Source organism: Paenibacillus sp. FSL H7-0737, assembly GCF_000758545.1.
GTDB lineage: Bacteria > Bacillota > Bacilli > Paenibacillales > Paenibacillaceae > Paenibacillus_AQ.
The window spans coordinates 5,575,957-5,596,069 of the sequence record NZ_CP009279.1; the positions used below are offsets into that span (position 1 = coordinate 5,575,957).

The 20,113-nt window shown below is 45.8% G+C and carries 18 protein-coding genes and 1 riboswitch; of the genes, 4 read left to right on the plus strand and 14 right to left on the minus strand.

Annotation, left to right across the window (positions count from 1 at the left end; genetic code table 11):
• Window positions 1-51: 51 nt before the first annotated feature.
• Window positions 52-1,122 carry a glycosyltransferase family 4 protein gene (locus H70737_RS24375; RefSeq protein ID WP_042191464.1) on the plus strand — a complete coding sequence of 357 codons (1,071 nt, stop codon included), beginning with the start codon at window positions 52-54 and terminating at the stop codon, window positions 1,120-1,122.
• Window positions 1,123-1,188: 66 nt separating this feature from the next.
• On the opposite strand, the gene H70737_RS24380 is transcribed toward H70737_RS24375, so the two are convergent.
• Genes H70737_RS24380 through wecB form a run of 8 tightly spaced genes read right to left on the minus strand, consistent with a single transcriptional unit; the run spans window position 1,189 to window position 8,162 of the window.
• Window positions 1,189-2,229: a glycosyltransferase family 4 protein gene (locus tag H70737_RS24380; RefSeq protein ID WP_042191466.1), complete on the minus strand. Its 1,041-nt coding sequence runs from the start codon at window positions 2,227-2,229 to the stop codon at window positions 1,189-1,191.
• On the minus strand, window positions 2,226-2,948 hold the full coding sequence (locus H70737_RS24385; protein ID WP_042191468.1) for a glycosyltransferase: 723 nt from the start codon (window positions 2,946-2,948) through the stop codon (window positions 2,226-2,228). The genes H70737_RS24380 and H70737_RS24385 overlap by 4 nt, the downstream gene beginning before the upstream one ends.
• A 31-nt stretch (window positions 2,949-2,979) precedes the next feature.
• Window positions 2,980-3,555 carry a class I SAM-dependent methyltransferase gene (locus H70737_RS24390; protein WP_042191470.1) on the minus strand — a complete coding sequence of 192 codons (576 nt, stop codon included), beginning with the start codon at window positions 3,553-3,555 and terminating at the stop codon, window positions 2,980-2,982.
• Window positions 3,556-3,562: 7 nt separating this feature from the next.
• Window positions 3,563-4,279, minus strand: coding sequence for a glycosyltransferase (locus H70737_RS24395; RefSeq protein ID WP_042191472.1), 717 nt, complete (start codon window positions 4,277-4,279; stop codon window positions 3,563-3,565).
• Window positions 4,276-5,259, minus strand: coding sequence for an SDR family oxidoreductase (locus tag H70737_RS24400; RefSeq protein ID WP_042191474.1), 984 nt, complete (start codon window positions 5,257-5,259; stop codon window positions 4,276-4,278). Before H70737_RS24400 ends, H70737_RS24395 begins: the two co-directional genes overlap by 4 nt.
• Complete coding sequence (locus H70737_RS24405) at window positions 5,256-6,095, minus strand: dTDP-4-dehydrorhamnose reductase family protein (protein ID WP_042191477.1); 840 nt, start codon at window positions 6,093-6,095, stop codon at window positions 5,256-5,258. Before H70737_RS24405 ends, H70737_RS24400 begins: the two co-directional genes overlap by 4 nt.
• Complete coding sequence (locus tag H70737_RS24410; protein ID WP_042191479.1) at window positions 6,092-7,078, minus strand: polysaccharide biosynthesis protein; 987 nt, start codon at window positions 7,076-7,078, stop codon at window positions 6,092-6,094. The genes H70737_RS24405 and H70737_RS24410 overlap by 4 nt, the downstream gene beginning before the upstream one ends.
• Window positions 7,068-8,162, minus strand: coding sequence for a non-hydrolyzing UDP-N-acetylglucosamine 2-epimerase (gene wecB / locus H70737_RS24415; protein ID WP_042191481.1), 1,095 nt, complete (start codon window positions 8,160-8,162; stop codon window positions 7,068-7,070). The genes H70737_RS24410 and wecB overlap by 11 nt, the downstream gene beginning before the upstream one ends.
• Before the next feature lie 141 nt (window positions 8,163-8,303).
• Here wecB and H70737_RS24420 point away from each other — a divergent pair, with 141 nt between their 5' ends.
• The gene (locus tag H70737_RS24420) at window positions 8,304-8,795 is read left to right on the plus strand and encodes a hypothetical protein (protein ID WP_042191483.1); all 492 of its coding nucleotides are present in this window, start codon (window positions 8,304-8,306) and stop codon (window positions 8,793-8,795) included.
• A gap of 56 nt (window positions 8,796-8,851) precedes the next feature.
• Here H70737_RS24420 and H70737_RS24425 read toward each other — a convergent pair whose 3' ends face one another.
• From H70737_RS24425 to H70737_RS24435, 3 genes are all read right to left on the minus strand, one after another.
• A complete protein-coding gene (locus H70737_RS24425; protein ID WP_052404406.1) occupies window positions 8,852-10,315 on the minus strand; it encodes a glycosyltransferase family 4 protein in 1,464 nt (487 codons plus the stop codon).
• Window positions 10,316-10,696: 381 nt separating this feature from the next.
• A complete protein-coding gene (locus H70737_RS24430) occupies window positions 10,697-11,812 on the minus strand; it encodes a CgeB family protein (RefSeq protein ID WP_042194464.1) in 1,116 nt (371 codons plus the stop codon).
• Window positions 11,813-11,863: 51 nt separating this feature from the next.
• The gene (locus H70737_RS24435) at window positions 11,864-12,880 is read right to left on the minus strand and encodes a CgeB family protein (RefSeq protein ID WP_081951202.1); all 1,017 of its coding nucleotides are present in this window, start codon (window positions 12,878-12,880) and stop codon (window positions 11,864-11,866) included.
• 514 nt (window positions 12,881-13,394) lie between these two features.
• Between H70737_RS24435 and H70737_RS24440 the strand changes: the two genes are divergently transcribed.
• Window positions 13,395-14,156, plus strand: coding sequence for an AAA family ATPase (locus H70737_RS24440; protein WP_042191487.1), 762 nt, complete (start codon window positions 13,395-13,397; stop codon window positions 14,154-14,156).
• 147 nt (window positions 14,157-14,303) lie between these two features.
• Here H70737_RS24440 and wsfD read toward each other — a convergent pair whose 3' ends face one another.
• From wsfD to H70737_RS24455, 3 genes are all read right to left on the minus strand, one after another.
• The gene (gene wsfD / locus H70737_RS24445) at window positions 14,304-15,719 is read right to left on the minus strand and encodes a glycan biosynthesis hexose transferase WsfD (protein WP_042191488.1); all 1,416 of its coding nucleotides are present in this window, start codon (window positions 15,717-15,719) and stop codon (window positions 14,304-14,306) included.
• 8 nt (window positions 15,720-15,727) lie between these two features.
• The gene (locus H70737_RS24450; RefSeq protein WP_042191491.1) at window positions 15,728-17,620 is read right to left on the minus strand and encodes an LTA synthase family protein; all 1,893 of its coding nucleotides are present in this window, start codon (window positions 17,618-17,620) and stop codon (window positions 15,728-15,730) included.
• 196 nt (window positions 17,621-17,816) lie between these two features.
• Window positions 17,817-19,154: a 5'-deoxyadenosine deaminase gene (locus H70737_RS24455; RefSeq protein WP_042191493.1), complete on the minus strand. Its 1,338-nt coding sequence runs from the start codon at window positions 19,152-19,154 to the stop codon at window positions 17,817-17,819.
• Window positions 19,155-19,221: 67 nt separating this feature from the next.
• A riboswitch (purine riboswitch) is annotated at window positions 19,222-19,320 on the minus strand.
• Between the two features lie 258 nt (window positions 19,321-19,578).
• On the opposite strand from H70737_RS24455, the gene H70737_RS24460 reads away from it, so the two are divergent.
• The gene (locus tag H70737_RS24460) at window positions 19,579-20,058 is read left to right on the plus strand and encodes a DL-endopeptidase inhibitor IseA family protein (RefSeq protein ID WP_042191495.1); all 480 of its coding nucleotides are present in this window, start codon (window positions 19,579-19,581) and stop codon (window positions 20,056-20,058) included.
• Window positions 20,059-20,113 lie beyond the last annotated feature (55 nt).

Sequence of the window (20,113 nt, forward strand, 5' to 3'; positions counted from 1 at the left end):
GCCGTATTTCAACGAGTCGGTATTGCTCCGCAAAAGTCAGGAGGCACGTGCATGAAAGTTTTATTCACGTTTTATATACCGAGTGGCGGGGTGGAGACTTTAAATAAACTGCGGTGCGAGAGTCTCCAGCGTAATGGGATCGAATGTCATGTTTTATATCTAATGCCTGGTTCAGGAAGCCAGAATAAGGCTAACTTTCCGGTCTTCATTTCCTCTATAGATGAGGAGATTAAAGAAGTACTTGAGACACATAACTATGATGCCATTATTGTTACATCCGATTATTTATTGCTTAAGCGTCTGCGTGAGCTCGGTTATGGCGGTATTTTGATATACGAATCTCAAGGACTTGGAAAACGGAGTCATGCGGAAGATCTAATTAAAGACGCTATTCCTTATTTCCGCTCCTACTGTAATGCTGTCTTAATCCCACCAACGGATCATTTACTGGAGCTGTTTATTGAAATCTGTCCATGGCTACATCGGTATGTCATTCCCAACATTGTTGATGTTCAGTCCTTCCAGCACATCCCTGCTGAGCCTCCCGCTGATCCGGTCATCGCTTGGGTCGGGCGTCTGGAAAGCAACAAAAATTGGCGCGAATATTTGAGAATTGCCCATCAAATTCGCCTTCACAAACCAAACCTTCATTTATGGATGTTTCATGATCCTGAACTAGCCACAGAGGATCAAAAGCAGCTCTTCCAAGAAGAATTGCAAACCTTAGGTCTAAATGACCGTCTGAGTACCTTTACCAATATTCCAAATCATGTGATGCCGATTTATTATTCCTCGATAGCCAATTCTGGTGGGTTTCTGTTATCCACCTCGGTTACAGAGGGATTTGGATATGCCGTTGCGGAAGCCATTTGCTGCACTTGTCCCGTACTTAGCACGGATTCCGACGGCGTTAGATCTTTTATTGTGCATAATATTTCAGGTAAATTTTATCCTCTTGGCAACATCCAAACGGCCGTCAATGAAGGGCTAGAGCTAATGAACAATATGCCAATGCGAAATGCACTCCGCCAGCAAGGAAGAAATTATATGGTTTCACGTTACGGTACGGAAAAATATGCGCAGTCTTTTCGTGAAATGATGAACTCCTTTGCCATCTTCTAACTGCAAAAGAACCTTCAAACCACTTTTTTTATGGATTTGAAGGTTCTTTTATAATTTTGGGACATACTAAGATGGATTTCTTGATACAATCTCAAATAACATATTTTGAAATATTCGAGTACTTTTTTCCCAAGTGAAATCCTGTGAAACCTCTTCACCCTTACGAGCCAATCGACGGCGTAAAGACGGGTCTCTGATTAAGGTTATAATGTCATCTGCAAGCCGATTCTCAAACCGGTAGGACATTAAACAGTTATGACCATGTGTACAATATTCCTTATTCCCACCGGCGTAAACCGTAACGAGCGCTGCACCACAACGCATAGCCTCAATCCCTGGTAACGAACCTGTATCATACGTACTCGAACTTACAAAAATGTCGCTCTCACTATAGTGGAAACAAAGTTCTGTATCATTCGCTGGAGTTCTTATTTGGTAACGTTCGTCGTTCACTAGGGCTTGTAGCGTTGCAGATTCCGCTTGTTCTCCGGGAGGAGAAATTAAATATATTTCAACCTCTGGATGGTGGGCTTTAACCTTGTTTAATTGCTGAAGTAAATAATCCTGCTCACGGTGAGCTGAGAATCCGCCCTCTGGTTTGCGCATAATCGCGGAAATTACCAGCCTTTTATTACGATCACGGATTTTCGTATTTTTAAAAACAGGACCTACCCCGATCGGTACGATTCTCCCTTTAATCCCATGGTTCATCTGGACAATTCCTTGTTGCCAGTGTGATAGAACCAGTAGGTTAGGTGCAATATTATACGATGAAAAAGAACGGCTATTGTCAGGTAAAAAGGTAGGCTCATAACAAAGCGCCAATCGAACATGAATGCCTTTCCCCTCTTCACTTGCCCGCTGTGATACTTCGACTGTGGTATAGAAGTTGGAGATAATCACATCTCCTGCAGGAAAATCGCTTGCTGCCAGTTCTCCTTCTTGTGCATAGATCAGTTTACATTTCATCTCGTATTCTACGACACCATCACTGGGTAAGAGGATCGTCACTTCATGACCCATTTCTGTCAGACGATTAGCCAGCTCCGTGAGCATACGCTGCGCCCCGCCCCTAGTTAGAGTTAGAACAGGAAATATTAATTTCATTTCCCTCTCTCCTTTTGCAACAAGCGTGATAGAACCCGGCGATGTCTTGCTTGTACCTGCTCAATCTCCTTTTTCTGCTCCTCTTTGTGAATCACTGAGCCCATTTCGTTATGAACTCGGTAATCAAGCAGCGGTTCCTCTATATAAGACCATGTATAATACGGCAAAATACGCAGCCATAGATCATAATCTTGTGTATACAACAATTTCTCATTAAATTTCCCTACTGTGCGGAAGATATCCATATGGAGAAGGACCGTACTTCCATTCACCGGACAGCCTAACATCATGGTCTCAATAAACTGTGTCCTGCTGTCAAAAATCATACTTATCGTCTCTGAAATCCGCCCACCCTGCTCGTTTACATAATAATAGGCTGTATAATTAAACAAAGTATCTGTGATCTTGAGCATTTGCATCTGGCGATTGATTTTATTCGGATGAAATAAATCGTCAGCACTTAGCCAGGCAAAATAAGTTCCGGTAGCCACTCCTATACCTTTGTTTAGCGCGGAGGCGGTTCCTCCATTGCTTTTTCGTATATAAATAATCTTATCCTTGAAGGGCTCAAGCTTCTCCATCCAAAGAGTAGATCCATCATCGATTACAATGATCTCTATGTTCGAATAACTTTGTTCCAAGACGCTTTGGATGGCGAGATCCACATATGGACAGTTATAAAAAGGAATGATCACCGACACTTTAGGTTCTTCACTCATGCGCTCACCTCCTTCACCTGAAGCTCGCTCTTTATACTGTTTTGCAAGCCAATAAGGCATCTACCGGAGCATGGCCTTCACCATACGCCTCACGAAACGATGGATTTTGAGCATGATGAAAGCCTTTAAGTACAGTTACAGCATATCCCAGCTCCATAAAGTCCTCGGGCTCCCATCCGCTCCGATGCTTTTGATAATGTTCTCCTTGCAAGTGATAATGGTCCGTTCCCTCCTGCGGAAAAAAACCCCGAGGTGTAAACACGACTACACGATTATAGGCGATTCTCTCGGCCATCCCGAGTAATCTCTGTCCTTCCTTCCTTTCAAAGTGTTCTATGGAATCGATAAAAGTGACTGCCGAGAACGTCTTAGGAAGAAATAATTTATCCATATGACTAGCATCACCATGCACTGGAATAATGTGAGGTGATTTATATTCACGATGCAGTAGGTAAGGTCTGTGAATTTCTAGTCCTAGGACAACTGCGGCTTCATACCGTTCAAGCAGGGTACCGGTGCCACTGCCGATATCCAGTATACTTTCACAGAATTTCAACTGCTCCAATAAGATTGGTAGAAAGTCATTCACTTTAATTTCCCGGTACATAACCTTCTTACCCCCCCATCGAAGAGATCAAGTGTTGGAGCGGACCCTTGTAGCGAGCGTTGGTTGCAGCTGCCTCTGCCATAATGACATCGTAATACTTAAGCGTCCCCATCCCTTCATGATTACGGTAAGCGGTGAGTGACTGATTCAGCATCACAGGTGCATACCCGTTCAGAATCGCGCGGTACCATAAATCATAGTCATGTGTATAGGGAAGTGATTCATCAAAAAGCCCAATCGCTCCAAATACCTCTCGTTTGAACATCACCGTGCAGCCATTAATAGGGTTCCCCTGTAAAAAACAACGTAAATAATCGAGGTGACTAGGAAACAATAGCGATGCGTTCATCTGAACTAGTTGAGATTGAGCGTTAATAAAATTGAAGTTGGTATAAGAGATGAAAAGGTTGTTCTGCTCCATGAACAGCACCTGATTATTGATTTTGTCTCGGTAGAATAAGTCATCTGAGCTGAGCCAGGCCACATAGTCTCCGCTTGCATGCAAGATGCCGTGATTCAGTGCGGAGGCAGTCCCTCCGTTACTTTTCCCTAAATAATGAATTCGCGGAAAATACGGTCTAATCAAATCTGTATGAACAGTCGAGCCGTCATCGACGACGATGATCTCGTATGGCTCCCAAGACTGTGAAAGCACACTTTGCAAGGCATGCTCTATATAAGGGCAGTTATAAAAAGGAATCACTACCGACACTTTCGGTCTCATAACATCCGTCCTTCCCAGTTCACGCGGCAATAGTCCAAAATATCTGTTAAGGACTGACTAAACTCAATTCCCGGCTTCCAGCCCAGTGAAGATACATTGTCTTCAGGTGTTGCAGAGGCATCTGAAGTTATTAGTTTATCCCCCGCCACTCCGTTAACCGGAATAGAGAGAGCAGCTTGTGCTGGTCCCCAGTCCATCGGAATTGAAGCACTGGAGCGGCTTATCAGTTGCTCCGCAATATCCCCAAGTTGCCGTTGTGTCCCTGAGTCGATTTGATAAATGGTTCCATTAGTACCTTCGCGCAATATAAAGTCATAAGCTCTTACAGCATCGCGTACATCCAAAAAATCACGTAATGCATAGCGAGATGATAGTTTAAAGGGAGGGATTTCTTCGCCTGCATGTACTTCACTACGAACAATATGCTGTGCCAATAAAGAGCAGAAACCAGTAGAAGGACCGGGACCGATTAGGTTGCAGGGCTCAGCCAGCAGAACGGGCTGTTTAAACAGCGTCCCCCAAGCCAGAGACACCAGCTCTTCTATTGTTTTGCTGAGGCTATATGGGTGTGGGGGTCCTGCCACCACACCCGGTTTGAATTTAAGTCGCGAGCCTGCTACAAGAATTCGACTGGTAGGTAGACTTCGCATAGCTTCTAACAAATATAACGTTGCCATCACATTCGTCTCCATAAAGAGCAAAGGGTTACGCCAAGACTCGGGCACCGAGTTGTTTCCTGCCAAATGAAGGACAGCCTCCGGTGTAGTTTCCTTGATCATCTCAGCTACGGCCTTCCGATTGCTTAAATCACAGTAATAAACCTTCACTCCTTCTGGAAATAAAGCGGAAGCCAGGGCACCCGCTGTGGATGGCGGACGCACCACAGCAGTAACCTCAGCGCCTCCTGCCAAGAACAAATGAACGGCATGTCGACCGGTGAATCCGGCAGCCCCGGTAATCAGTAGTTTTTGACCTTTCATGGGGACATCTCTGACTGTTTCATCCAGTCAGCCAGTTCTTGCAGCATCAATGGGTACGAAGGCAACGGCAAATTAACATCCGTTCTTGTATTCACTAATGTTCGATCTTGAACATGTTCATCCTCAGGGATGATTTCCACATCCTCTTTATGAAAAGCAGCCTGAATATGCTGAAGCAGCTCATACTTACTTACCGGCTTCGGATGCGCTAAATGGATCAGCCCCGATACCGTGGAATCCAGCAGCGTATCCATTGCCTTAGCTAATTGGAGTGTAGTGACTCCGTTCCACATTACCCGGCGGTATCCTGACACTTGACCACGCTGTGCCAGAAACCAATCCATCAAACCAATGCCGTCTGGGCGGATTTCCGGACCAATAATCGAAGTCCGGATCGTAAGATGCCCAGGTTGCCGCACCTCGCCAAGACTTTTCGAAATCGCATAGACAGAGGTTCCATCAGGAACATCCTCTTCTGTGTACCCCCCGCGTGTTCCTTCAAACACGCAGTCGGTACTGATATGAATAAGTCTTGCATGAACAGCTTCCGCCATCCGCCACAAGTGGTGAGGAAGAAAGCCATTCACATGGTAAGCCCCTATTTTGTCACGTTCTGCGAATTGATTGAGTACCCCCATCGCATTAATGATGCAATGAGGGGAGACGATATCGACCAGCTTTTCTACTCCGGCTATATCGTTCGCATCTACATACAGCCCGCCAAGATCGCTCTTATCCCGGGTTGTATGGAAGACGTGATGCTTGCCCTGGCGGCGAAAATAATCCGCCAGCATATGCCCCGCCATACCGTTTCCACCAAGGATAAGCAGCTTCATTGCAGGAAACCTCCTCGAATCAAGATGCTTTTGATCTCTTCCTGATCCATTAGATTCGTCTCGGAGCTGAAACTATTAAAAGAGACATGAGGATAAGCGCTATAATGTGCCTTTAACTCTGGCATGTTCAGCGTAGGGAGAATCACTAGATACTGTTCATCGTAGACAACGGTTGTTAAGCTTTCGAAATCGCTCATTAGAATCTCGTGTATTTTCTCCCCCGGACGAATTCCGGTCTCGATAATACTTACATTCGGCTCTCCAGAGGCCTCGATTAACACCTCAGCCAGGTCGATAATCCGGCAAGTAGGCATCGTCATGACAAAGATTTCTCCACCTAAGCTAACCTCAGAAGCTTTAAACAACAACGTAATCGCATCGCGTAGTGTGAAAAAGAAGCGGGTCATTTTCATATCGGTAATACGTACCTGTCCCTTGTCCTTGATCTGCTTCATGAACAAATGTACTACGCTGCCGTTCGTTCCGAGCACATTACCTCCACGTACGGTTACAAAACGGGTGTTTGAGCCAATTAGATTGGCATAGACGAACAATTTTTCCCCAATCGCTTTGGTCATTCCATAGAAGTTCGACGGGTTTGCAGCCTTATCCGTAGAAATGTAAATGGCTTTCTCAACGCCATTCACAATGGCTGCTTCGATTACATTCTGAGTGCCTACAACATTGGTTTTGAGCGCTTCATACGGCTGATCCTCACAGACCGGAACATGTTTGAGCGCCGCCAAATGGAAGATATAATCAACGCCACGGCACGCGGCGATCAGCGCATCCTTGTCGCGGATATCACCAATGATAAAGCTGAGACGTTGATCCTCGAACTCCCGGCTCATCGCCACCTGAGCGGACTCACTGCGGGAGAATACGATGATTTCCTTAGGATTTTGCGGCAGAAGTTGCCTAATCAGCTCATGCCCCCAGGAACCGGTGCCGCCTGTGACCACAATCCGTTTATTATTGAACATGCAGGTTCCCTCCAAGCAAAAATTTAACTACCTTTACCGAAACATCCGGAGTCAAGTAACCTTCCGGAGCCTCCCAATCCCGACGGAGCGCCGCCATCAGCTTGACGCTACGTAGAATACTTTTCTGGTCAACACCTGACACCACGTTACTTCCGCAATCTACCGTTTCGGGACGCTCCGTTGTTCTGCGAATCGTAACGGTTGGTACTTTCATCAAGCAGCATTCCTCCTGTACGGTCCCACTATCGGTGATGGCACACAAGGCGTGCTGTTCCAAAAAAACAAAATCAAAAAATCCGAAGGGCTCATGAAATTCAACGAGAGGGTTCATTGGAAGAGAAAATTGCTCAGTTAGTTTGGAGCGAGTGCGAGGATGAATGCTGCATATTAAACGAATTCTAAAATGCTCAGCCACTGCGTTAAGACCTGACATAATTTGTACAAGGGACTCTGGATCATCTACATTCTCTGCACGATGTGCTGTTACAAGGAAATACTGCCCTGAGATAAGATTCAGCTGCTCCAGAATGCTGCTAGCCTGGATTTTCGATTCATAATGAGTCATGACCTCATGAATCGGATTTCCTGTTAACACAATACGTCTGCTTGGGAAGCCTTCGCTGATTAGATGTCTTTTGCTCTGCTGTGTATATGGCATATTAATGGTCGAAACGGCATCTATGACACGGCGGTTTTTCTCTTCGGGCACTTTTAGGTCATAGCAACGGTTGCCTGCCTCCATATGCACCACCGGAATACCCATTCGTTCGGCCAAAATCGCGCATAACGCGCTATTCGTATCCCCCAGAAGCAAGACACGGTCTGGCTGTTCTTTTTGTAAAATGCTCTCTAGCCCTCCGAACATGGCGGCAAGCTGGCCGCCGAGTCCTGCTTGCTTATCCTGCAGCACATAATCCGGCGCCCGCAGTCCCAGCTCTGCAAAGAAAATGCCGCTGAGACTGGCGGTGAAGTTCTGGCCGGTATGCACTAGGATATGCCGCTCAGCATGTTCGTCGAGAAGCGGAATGATAACACTGAGGCGGATGATTTCAGGCCTCGTGCCTAAAATCGTCATGATCTTCATGAGTTCACTCCCCTGCCTGTTTGATGATGGTCTGACTTGACTCAGTCGGGTGGATTGAGACTGCTAGAAGCGCGGGTTGGGCTTTTAGCAGGATTGGTAGAATAGCAGATTGAGACAATCTGCGGGATTTATACCGCTCATTTGGCGGGTCCGGCTCGAATCGCGGCAATTTGCGGGATTTATACCGCTCATTTGGCGGTTTCAGCTGGAATCGCAGCAATTTGCGGGATTTATACCGCTCATTTGGCGGTTCCGGCTCGAATCGCGACAATCTGCGGGATTTATACCGCTCATTTGGCGGTTCCGGCTGGATTTGCGACAATTTGCGGGATTTATACCGCTCATTTGGCGGTTCCGGCTGGATTTGGGACAATCTGCGGGATTTATACCGCTCTTTTGGCTCTTTTAGCCGAATTCGCGACAATCTGGGGCATTTATACCCCTCTTTTCGCTCTTTTAGCCGAGTTCGCGACAATCTGGGGCATTTATACCCCTCTTTTCGCTCGTTTAGCCGAATTCGCGACAATCTGGGGGATTTATACCCCTCTTTTTGCACGTTTAGCTGAATTCGCGACAATCTGGGGGATTTATACCCCTCTTTTTGCTCAGTTGGCCAAATTGGAGGCAATCTAGAGCGTAAAATGCCTCGCCATTCGCTCAGCTTGCCACCTTCGCGGCAAGCGAGGCACTTACCCTGCGCGCCGCCGCCCACCCCGGCGGGCTCGGCGGCGCTTGCCCCCGGCGGTGCTCCGCCGCCGGGCAGAACCCTTACGCCGCTTGCGAGCTGCGCGGCGCAAAACCAACGGGCGTCCGCTTCGCCGGCGCGCCCGGGCTTTGCCGCGTCGCTTGCGGGCGACGCGGCTCGGCAGTCCCTTGCTTCGCGGCAAAGCCGGCGACGCAGCGGGCAATTCAGGCAGGACAGCGGGTGGTTCCACCACGCTGTCAGCCTCGCGCACCGGCGGTGCGCTGCAATAGCGGAGGCTCCACATCTCCGCAAGACCCTGCAGGCGGCTCCGATAAGCCGCCGGACCATAAACGGCGTCAACTCGCTCCCGCGCTTGGGCGCCTATGGTTATCGCCAGTCCCGGCTGCGACAGCATGACGTTGACTCTTTCGGCCAGCGCGGAAATGTCCGACGCGGGCACGAGATTTTCGCCGCAGCCTGCTGAGTGCAGGATTTCCCGCAAGCCCCCGGAGTCGTAAGCGACCACAGGCTTTCCAAAAGCCATTCCTTCCAAAGCGGTCATTCCAAAGCCTTCGCGGATCAGGCTGGGAACAACCAGCACATCCATAGCGCAATAAGCAGATGGAAGGCATTCAGCATAACCAACAAATTTAAATCGGGTATACAGACCCTCGAGCTTTACCTTGCGGACACACCGATCATAGTAGCTTTTGTCACCAGCTGAACCTATGACAACAAATTTCGCACTAGGATGGACCGCGTACACAAGCACAGCCATTTTCACAAAATGTTCCAATCCTTTTTCCTTATTAATAAAGGAAGAAATATAACCGACCAGCTGCTCCTGCGGTTTAATCTTTAGCTCTCGCCGTCGTTCGCCCCGAAGCTTGCTCCAAGCCTCAATCATCATCTCTTTGTCATTCCAAGAAGGGGGAAGCTGAATCACTTTCTCCGCTCTTACTTCCTCTGGAAAGCAAGCTGCTGCTGTTTGTGAAATAGCCAGAATCTCATCACTATTCCGATGAATCAGCCCTACACTAATGGGTGTATATTCATTGTCTGTTATCGTCTCTGATATTTTCCATACCACCGGAATGCCCAGTGACTTGGCAGCCATTGCTGGCAAAGCATGGACACAGGTACTTGTAATAATAAACGCCGGGCGCAGTGAGGTCAGCCAGTCTGTTAACTCGTGATACTCCCTGCTTTCCTGGAATTTACGAGCATCTGCCTCGAGCCCTGCATAAGGAGTGTACATTCCATATAAAAGAGGAATCGAGAGCAACTGTACACTTATTCCAAAGCTTCGAGCCTGAGCAGTCAGCTTGCCGTCCTGTGGTGCAACGATAATACAATTAAAGTACGGAGAAAGCTCCTGAGCGAAAAACAACAACAGCTTCTCCGCTCCGGTAATACTGCGTGTATTAGATACATGTGAAAAGAGGACGATTGTAGCTTTATCAGCCATGGCGTTTCGGCGCTCCCTAACGAGGGCCTGGAGCAGCCATTCACCTCCCTTAAAGTTTTACGAAGCGTTGCTCAAGTTTCTTACTTCGTAGTAAAACTCGCTTCGAAAGCATCCACTTAGTTTTACGAAGCGTTGCTCAAGTTTCTTACTCCGTAGTAAAACTCGCTTCGGAAGCATTCGCTTAGCCTGAGCCTCGCCCTCTCAGCCCATAACCCACCTTTGCCTCCGTTCAGCTATCTAAGCCGCTCCATCAGCTTCTTTTCATCAGGTTACAGGCATACGCTGAGGTCCGGTTCTACAGTATATCGAGGAAAAACAGATGCCGGCACGACACCTGTCCCCTGCTAAGCGCACATTTCCATATCCAGTTTGGGCCAAAGTCTAGCCGTAGATTACTGTTAGCATCTGGTGAATACGTTTTGCGTAAGTGTGATCCTTGAGCGTCCGTTCAAAAGCACGCAGCGCGATTGCCCGGCGTTCCTCCTCATGGGTTAAGTAATAACGGATCTTATCCATCATTTCCTGAGGACTCGCAAAGGTCACAATTTCTTCATCCGGTTTGTAGAAAGATCCCATATCATCTCTAGCATCTACTAATTGCAACGTGCCCGTTGCTGCAATTTCAAAGGTACGTGGATTAGGAGAAACGGCAGGAATCGAAAGCGTATTGTTATTAACCACTTCATCAATGTGCGAGCGGTGGAGGTTAATGACGATTTTGGAGCCGCTGTAAGCTACTGACGTCTCTTGTGGGGACATCCATTTGCCAATTTCAATACGGTCACCGTAGAGCGGAGCCTCAGGCAGACGATCCCACCAGATTCCGTTTATCACTGTGTTATAGTTCATTAAATCAGGAAGAATCTCACGGAAGAAGTTCACCCGGTTCCAATAGGCGGAGCCAATAAAGCTAACTTCCCGATTCACTGACGAACGTGTTGTAGTAGGACGGTAATGCTCCAGGTGAGCAGCAAAAGGAAGATAATGGACCTCAGGGCAACCAAGTCCCCGATAGAAATCAATACAATTACGTTCAAGTGTGAATACAAAATCGTAGTGAGCCACAATCTTGACCGTAAAGTCAGTGTAATAAGGATCATCAGTAAGCCAAATAGCTGTCCGAATGCCACTAGTGCGTAGAGCATCGATCTGCTCAAGAGGTAAATCCATACCGTCTAGCACCAATACCAGATCCGGTCTTTGCGCTGCAGCCAGCTCTACTAGATTTTGACGCACATCCGTAATTGTGACTTGAGCTGTTAATTTTTGTAGTGCGCAAAGAACCGCATCATCTAAAGGAGAGTAAGGGTAGCCTTTGCCAGAAGCGACATACATGACATGAATATTCCGCACAGGAAATACTTCTTCAGATCGACCATTCAGGATCGCAAGGCGTCCCCGTAAATAGCCCTCATCATACCCCCCCTTGAAACCACTCAGACGACCACGCAGCTTTTCTTCCTCCGGAGGTGTCAGAGGTAATGGGGGGGTAGGCATAATAAATTCATTATTGTTCATAATCCTCGCTCCTTTATCCCGTTATAGATTTCATACACGTGAAGCAATTACATTCAGCAAATGAGGCAAACGCGCAGTGAATGTATGGTTTCGCATGGTAGTCCGTAATCCCCGTAAAGCATAGATTCGCCGCTCTTTTTCATGCTTCAAATAGTACTCAATCTTCTGCTGCAGTTCCTTAGCGGAGCCAAAAGTATCCAGATCATAACCAGGCCGATAATAATTGCCCAAATCCTCACGAACATCCGTAAGCTGCATAGTACCGCAGGCGCTGATCTCATAGGTGCGCGGATTAATGGAGCGTGAAGGAAGGCGGTAGCTATTCCGGTTATCCTGACCCTCTTCCCACGGGCGGTGAATATTAATGACTATTTTTGCGCCACTGTAGTAGTTGGCTGTCTCCTCAGGCGGGATAAAGCCATTGCTGATAAAAGGTGTAAGTTGATCATAGGTTGCGAGGCGTTCCCAGAACCCCCCAGCGATAAGCACTTTTTTCCCCTTAAGATAAGGTGCCAGTTCGTCGAACAGCTCTGTCCGATTACGAAATGCATTACCAATAAATACAATGTCATACTGATATTGCGGGCCGGTACGCCGTGGGTAGAACATCTTTGGATTGACACACAGTGGCAAATAATGAACCGATGACACCCCAAGGGATTGATAAAACTCTACGCAACCCAGCTCATGTGTAAATACGTGATCATAATGCTTGCAAATGACTGAAGTGTCCTCTGTAAAATAAGGATCATCCACAAACCAAATGGCGGTTGGGATGCCTAGCTTTCTTATCTCCGAAATCTGTTCTAAATGATTTTCCGGGAATACATGAAGCCCATTCATCACTAGCACTACCCCAGGCATTTCCCGTGCCGCGGTTTCCAGCATCGTTTCAGGAGTACTTATTACAAGCTCACTTACAAGCTGCTGCAGCGCCTCCGTTACGCCAGTGTCGATCGCCTGAAATCCTTGAGGAACATACATTAACTTAAATGGTCGGCAAGCTTCGACCCCTGGAGTATTCAGACGCTGCACAGCCTCACACATGCCAAGACGATATCCTTCGTGATAACCGTCGCGATATTCTCGCGGATGCTTGTGTTTTTTTCTCTTTCTCGCTTTCACGGCCTTCACCCTGCCCCGTCGTATTCTCAAGACAGTATAACTATATGCGGAGTCAGCACTCGCCTCATGGACATCTGTCTTTACTAGAACTAAATTGGCAGATGTCCCCTGTCTTTTGCCCGGCTTGCCCGAACCTTAGATGATTTCATCCACTCACAGGATGCTGGTATACTATAAGAGGTTGTTCAAAAAGTCCGCTTTTGATCACGAAGTAGCCCAAGAAGCTTACTCGACATCGAATATTGAATTCAGGCGAAACTTCCGGTGCTCACGTAGCTTCCACTACGCTCCGCTCCTCTGTTTCTACCTTCTTTCAATCTTCTCGGTGCTGAAAACCGTACTTTTAGAACACGCACTATAAAGGTCTAGCTTGAGACTTACATCTCGTCATATCTGAGCGGAAATGATTATTTATGGCATTCACAAGGGGGGCACTATGAATAACACCACGTTGTACTTGCGCCATGCAGAACTGCTTCGTGATCAGGTTCCATCATTCCAAGCCTATCCATTTCATCTGCCAGCCGTAAGAACACTGGATCGGCTTATTTTTCAAAAGCCAGTAACCTTTCTTGTCGGGGAGAATGGCACAGGGAAATCTACCTTGCTAGAGGGAATTGCTGCTGCGTGGGGCTTTAACCCTGAAGGTGGAACACTTAACTTCTCTTTTAACACTCGTTCCTCACATTCAAGTCTCTATGAGTATTTTAGAATTGCTAGAGGGGTTAGACGTCCAAAGGACGGCTTTTTTCTACGCGCGGAGAGCTATTATAATGTGGCTTCTTACATTGATGAATTAGATGAACAACCGGGTTTCAGCCCACCGATCAAGAACTCCTACGGTGGTAAATCCCTGCACGAGCAGTCTCACGGAGAGTCTTTTTTCGCAGCGTTCGTTCATCGTTTCGGAGGGCGTGGTCTTTATATTCTCGATGAACCTGAAGCGGCTCTATCTCCTCTACGGCAAATGTCTCTGCTGGTGCGTATGCATGAGCTAGTGCAACAGGATTCACAGTTTATTATCGCGACCCATTCTCCCATTCTAATGTCCTATCCGGAAGCTGAGATTTTTCTTCTAGAAGGTGAGGGCATAAGGTCTGTCGCCTTGGAGGAAACAGAGCACTATACCGTGACCAAAGCATTTATGAATGACCGCCAGGGTATGCTGCGTGAGCTATTAGAGGATGAGCAAGCATAAACACCTTCGACGTCCCTATAAGGACGGTAAGCGTTTAAGCGAGAAGTATAAGGATAATTTACAACATGGAACATATAAATTCTTATATTTTAATAAAAACAGCAAGTCTCCATAATCGGAAACTTGCTGTTTGATTTGTTCCATAAATTAACGTCTTACAATTCCCACTACCTTGTGTACAACCCATCCGAACATGACTACAACCATCATATCGAAGCACACATTAAACAAGAATAAATGCTTACCAATGTCAGCCCTTCCGTCCCCAAGAATCGGAACCAGGAAGGAGAAAATCCCTATCAGTCCCAATAACATCAGCAGTTCACCAGCAACTCTTCCCCGAACATCCCGACTACGGAAATATTGGAACACCGCCACGGCAAAATACACCAGATAGAATATAGTGAGAAATCCGAGCGTATGCGGAATATGCTTGTTCTTGAATTCGCTCCACCCGCTGTAAGTGTACGATAATGCACCTACTGGCTTATTTTCACTCTTCTCATAGTTCCCTAGATAATAAGGACGAATCGCCATACTGTTACTAGCAGCATATTCCATATTATCTATTAACCGTCCTGGATGTTTTAAGTAGAAGAACAATACATCCTTATGGGATACCCGGTCGTAGAAATCCGGTACCAGCGAAGGATCATCCTGTTTGATCACTGTATCGGTCTGAAAATAATTCGTGCCCGCAAGTACCTCCAACCGCTCCGGCAATCCGAGATCCTGCAAATCTCCCTTCACATCTGGTGATTCGTTTAATATCCCAAAAAACACAGTCTGATACAGGTTAATATGCTTCAGCTCTTTTGGCGCCGTCACGTACATAACGATGGATACCAGAAATATCGCAATCGAAAAGCGTAAGGCCAGCTTTCTCCATTTTCGCTCACCATCAAGCGTCATAAACCGCAGGAAGATCAATGCAAAGGCAATCCCAATCGGCGCATTCTGAATTTTGGAGGTGACCAGAAATAGTATCGCAATAAAAAATAAGGTTAACCCCTTAGTCGTAGGCTTTTCTTGGCTAGTGAGTCTTAACCCCAGTGCAAAGGTCAACAGCATAAACACCATCGATACCGGTTCTCCAAACAAGGAGTTAAAGTATGCCAAATACCCAATATCATAGAATACAAACAATAAAGCTGCACCTAGCAGCAGCCCCGTAACATAAGAGCCGCGAGCATTGTACTTCACCAGCAGCCAGGTCGCCACCAGTAAAAGAAGACCGTAAACTGCACCGAGCAATCTAACATCAAAAAAGCTGCCATGGATGAGCCCGCCGATCAACCTCGGTACAAGCACAACCAAAATCTGTGAAGAAGGATAGAAGCCCCTAAACAAATTCTCATACGCAAAATGAGAATGGCTAAAATTAAAAAACTGGTCGGTATACGATGCTGCAGTATCATAGTAGTTCAGACCGATGGTATTCATCATACGCAGGAAATCTCCATTATCAGCAACCCCAATAAAAGGTCCTACGAATAGCAGATAAATAATGAGACCGCAGCCGGCAAGGCTTACGAGATACTCCGGTTTCCAGAACTTTTTCATGATTCCCCCTATCTCTGTGGTAACAGCTTCACATATTCGTCGGACAAATTCATTAGCTTCAATACATACTCATAATCGCTCTGATATTTCGAGAAGTCCGTTACCGGCTTGAGCGTATCCAGCGACACAGCTTCACCATCTGCAAATCCTTTTCCAGGGACATAGAGAATGTCATCATTAAAGAAGGAGCCGGAAGGCAAATAATACCTCATCCCTAACACATTACGATCAATGTTGAGCAGGTCATGACCAAAGGCTGTATAACCTTCTTGTTGTAGTGAAACACCCATTAAATTAGCTATCGTAGGAAGGATATCTAGTTGTCCCCCCGTACGCTCTACTACCTTCCCTTGCTCCATTCCTGGTACCCGCACAATGAGTGGAATATTAAAGCGGCTGATCCGGGAATCATATGGAACACCAAGTGCACTTTCCACTTGCTCTGGCGGAACATCCTGAGGCTGCAGGCCAAAGTGGTCGCCATACATGACCAGAACAGTGTTATCCCACAATCCATTTTCTTTCAAACCTTCTATTAAAGTACCTATGGCATAATCAGTATAGTTTATAGCAGTCAAATAATCACCAAGCATCGTATCCTTCAAATTATCAGGCACAGTGATTTTCTTAAAGGAATCTGGGATTTTGAAAGGATGATGACTGGATGCTGTCACCATCTGTGCGTAGAAGGGAGTTCCCTTCTTCTTCAGCTCTGTCAATTTCTCGACACCCGTAATATACAGCTGTTCATCGGAAGCACCAAACGCATTAAAATGATCATTCGTAAAATAATCTTTGTCATAATAACCATTAAACCCAAGCGCCGGATATAGCTCATTCCGATTCCAAAACCCTACTTTATTCACATGAAAGGTGTATGCCTCATACCCTTTATCCCTTAGCAGTCGTGGTAAGCTTGGCAATTCTCTGTCCCCGAATCCGGTAGACATGGCTAAAGTACCAATAGGATAAATAGACGTATTGCTCATGAATTCAGCGTCAGATGTATTCCCTGGACCAATCTGCTGGTAAACATGAGGAAAATAAAAGCCCTCATCCGCTAACTTATTCATGACTGGCGTCAATTCTTGACCATCCAAGGATTGATGTAGTGGGAAATTCTGAAAAGCTTCTAATTGTAGCACAATTACATTTTTACCCTTTTGTGAGCCAAAATAATCAGGAGTCGTACCCGCTGGCTTGTCACTATAAGGATAGGAAGATTGCAGGGCGTCAACCTTCGCAATCGTATCCTTAATATCACCCGTTCCAATGAGATTGTTATCTTCATTAATCTTAATCGCAGCAACGACTTCATAATTTAGAAATCCGGCAGTTTCCGCCTGTACAAGCTCATTTGTAATCCCCCGTGCAGAGTGGACAGAATATGCCGATAAAGAAAAGCCTCCAATAATGGATACCAGAATCACCACCACATGCACGAATCCTGTCTTCCGGGAACTAAAGCGTTCACGCGGGTAGGTCTTTCCTTGTTTCCATCTGCGAATCAAACCATAGATAGCGAAGATGACAAAATCCACGAAGAATAAGTAATCAATACTCTTTATGGTAGATTCTACGCTTGCCTTCACTTGAAATACCTGATTGATTTCAGATAAGGCCAGGTAGGTTGGAACAGAACCAAAGTGATTAAAATATACAGCGGCTGCGAACAGCAACAGCGATAAAAAGCCGTTAAATATCCAATAGACGGTTGTTCTCACCCTAGATGGCGTAATCACCGTTAAAATCCCCATAATAAAAAGGACTGGCGCTACATCCGCTGCAATCCATTCCCAAGCAATTCTATCAAAGAACAACACTCTCAGAAGCAACAGCTTTAACCATAACAATATAACAACGATAAAAAAATGGGCGCGATCCGGCCCTTGCTTTTTCACTTATAATCCCCTCTTACATGTTCATTTGTTCGAAATATCAAATCTATTCTAGTAATTTGTAAAATATCAGGTTGTTCTAGTATAACAATACTTACTTTTTTTATCAAAATGGTAGAATTATCTTTCATCAAAAAAGAGATGCCCCGCTGCCCTTCCGGCTTTGGAACATCCCTGTTAACTATAGATTGGTCAATCTTCAGACGATCGAAGTATGCTTAAGCAATCTTTTAATAGAACGGTTAGCTTCATTCAGAACAATCTCTTTATCTACAGTCTTCAGCAGACCCCTTTCCATCACGATCTCTCCGTCGATAATCGTGGTTTCCACATCCGCCCGGGTAGCTGAATATACAATTCTAGAGATGGGATCTACGTCATAGGAGGGGAAGGTATGGAAATTGAAGAGATTCAGGAGCACTAGGTCTGCTTTTTTACCCACCTCGATACTACCGATCTTATCTTCCATCCCTACCGCTTTTGCCCCACCTATAGTTGCCATACGAAATACACTGCGGGCATCCATCGTCGTAGGTCCATATTGAGGCTTCTGAATAATTGCTGCGAGCCGCATTTCATTAAACATATCCAGATTGTTATTACACGGTGCACCGTCAGCACCCAGACTTAGTGACACATGATCATGGAGCATCCCCGGTGTATCAGCAATTCCAGACGCTAGTTTCAGATTTGAGCCAGGGCAATGACTTACATGAACTCCACGATCCCGCAATATGCGCCGCTCCTCAACATCCAGCCATACACAATGCGCCAGTATTAAGCGCTCATTAGCTAATCCTAGATGGTCCAGATAGACGATGTTACGCATCCCGGTCATCGCCTGTACAATCTCAATCTCCCCTAAATTCTCAGAAGCATGGGTGTGCACCTTCACATCATACCTTGCGGAGAGATCTCGTACCTCGGTTAACAAGGGTTCGGTGCAGGATATTACAAAACGCGGAGAGAACGCATATTGAATCCTTCCATTGCCATAGCCATTCCATTTTTCAAGCAAATCCACACTTTCCTGTAAAGAAGAAGCGGTATCCTCCTGCAGTGCTTCAGGCACATCTCCTCCTTTTTGATCCATCATCACCTTACCGGACAAAGCACGTATTCCACTTTTAGCAATGGCCTGAAAAGCATAGTCCGTATGGTGAACAGTCTCCATATCAACAATCGTAGTGGTTCCGCTGGAAATCAGTTCTCCAATACCGAGCATCGCCGAATAATAAAGGGATTCCTCATCATGCGCTGCCTCTAACGGCCAAATCCGTTTACGCAGCCAGTCCATAAGCTCCAGATCATCTCCCTTCCCACGGAATAACGTCTGGCATAAATGAATATGCGTCTGAACAAAACCGGGAATTAACGTACGGTTCGTGGCATCGATGACCTTTTCGTCTCCCTGCGGGATCAGACCAATGCCGATTTCTACGATGATATCATCCTTAATTCGAACATCCCCGACAATAATTTCCTCCTGTTTGTTCATTGTAATGATCTCAGCATCTTTGATCAGAATGTTCCCCATTGTCCTTATCCCCCTCATTGTTCATTCGTTTGCCGTTTCACGGTGTAACACAAAAAGACCACAAAAATATGCCGTAGCATATTTTCGTAGCCAGAAATTTACGGTTTCCGGTAGAGACCCTTAAACCAATTATTAAGGATATACGAAAAGAGAAGCTATTCTATTCCAAATTTGAATAAATCAATCATAAGACAAAGACAGGTTTAATGTCAACAAAAGTTATTTAAACTAACACAAATTTCTTGATTAGATCTATTCACAATTAAAAACAATGATTTTCTCTATTCATATGTAAAAAAACCTAACTTAAATTATGATTTTCCACACTACTTATCAATGTTTCTTAAGTTCCGCTTTTATACTCGTCCTATCACCCGAACCGATAGCTTCGCTTTTAATAAAGTAATAGTGAGGAGGAGATCAAATGCCAACAATTTCTCAAACCCCAAATGAGTTGCAAGCATTCATCGCCGCTGCTGAAAAAGTATGGTTCGAGGTCTACGATTCTGCCGATTCTCGTAGAGTGATCCGCGTTGATGGCGCCGATTATTATCGTCTGCCGGTTAGATTCAGTACCAGAGCTAAGGTTATTTCGTATTTTCGAAAGTACTGGGGCATTACAATGAGCAACACCATGATCTGTAATTTAAAAACCGTTTCTAGAAACAACAGGCTTTATGTAATATCGGGAGATACAGGAACCATTGCTTTTATCCCAAGAAGACTCACCGTTACGGGTCGCACATCAACAAGAATACGCCTTACAGCAGTTCTGTCCATTGATGATATGAGCGATGAAGATATCGTTAACGTTCGTTACCTGATCGGCGTATCCGGTAGAAGGCTTCTTATCCTTAACCGGGATCAAAAAAATACCGATACTCGATATCAGACATGCCGTTAAGGGAATTAAGAAAAAAGGTCCAGAGGTTAACCCTCTGAACCTTTTTTTATGTTAA

Excerpts from the sequence above, each read along its gene's own strand:
- H70737_RS24430 (WP_042194464.1), bottom strand. The coding sequence starts at position 11,812 with ATGCCTACCCCCCCATTACCTCTGACACCTCCGGAGGAAGAAAAGCTG.
- H70737_RS24460 (WP_042191495.1), top strand. The coding sequence starts at position 19,579 with ATGCCAACAATTTCTCAAACCCCAAATGAGTTGCAAGCATTCATCGCC.
- H70737_RS24400 (WP_042191474.1), bottom strand. The coding sequence starts at position 5,259 with ATGAAAGGTCAAAAACTACTGATTACCGGGGCTGCCGGATTCACCGGT.
- H70737_RS24395 (WP_042191472.1), bottom strand. The coding sequence starts at position 4,279 with ATGAGACCGAAAGTGTCGGTAGTGATTCCTTTTTATAACTGCCCTTAT.
- H70737_RS24375 (WP_042191464.1), top strand. The coding sequence starts at position 52 with ATGAAAGTTTTATTCACGTTTTATATACCGAGTGGCGGGGTGGAGACT.
- H70737_RS24385 (WP_042191468.1), bottom strand. The coding sequence starts at position 2,948 with ATGAGTGAAGAACCTAAAGTGTCGGTGATCATTCCTTTTTATAACTGT.
- H70737_RS24425 (WP_052404406.1), bottom strand. The coding sequence starts at position 10,315 with ATGGCTGATAAAGCTACAATCGTCCTCTTTTCACATGTATCTAATACA.
- H70737_RS24455 (WP_042191493.1), bottom strand. The coding sequence starts at position 19,154 with ATGGGGAACATTCTGATCAAAGATGCTGAGATCATTACAATGAACAAA.
- wsfD (WP_042191488.1), bottom strand. The coding sequence starts at position 15,719 with ATGAAAAAGTTCTGGAAACCGGAGTATCTCGTAAGCCTTGCCGGCTGC.
- H70737_RS24440 (WP_042191487.1), top strand. The coding sequence starts at position 13,395 with ATGAATAACACCACGTTGTACTTGCGCCATGCAGAACTGCTTCGTGAT.
- H70737_RS24390 (WP_042191470.1), bottom strand. The coding sequence starts at position 3,555 with ATGTACCGGGAAATTAAAGTGAATGACTTTCTACCAATCTTATTGGAG.
- H70737_RS24435 (WP_081951202.1), bottom strand. The coding sequence starts at position 12,880 with ATGTGTGAGGCTGTGCAGCGTCTGAATACTCCAGGGGTCGAAGCTTGC.
- H70737_RS24405 (WP_042191477.1), bottom strand. The coding sequence starts at position 6,095 with ATGAAGCTGCTTATCCTTGGTGGAAACGGTATGGCGGGGCATATGCTG.
- H70737_RS24410 (WP_042191479.1), bottom strand. The coding sequence starts at position 7,078 with ATGTTCAATAATAAACGGATTGTGGTCACAGGCGGCACCGGTTCCTGG.
- wecB (WP_042191481.1), bottom strand. The coding sequence starts at position 8,162 with ATGAAGATCATGACGATTTTAGGCACGAGGCCTGAAATCATCCGCCTC.
- H70737_RS24380 (WP_042191466.1), bottom strand. The coding sequence starts at position 2,229 with ATGAAATTAATATTTCCTGTTCTAACTCTAACTAGGGGCGGGGCGCAG.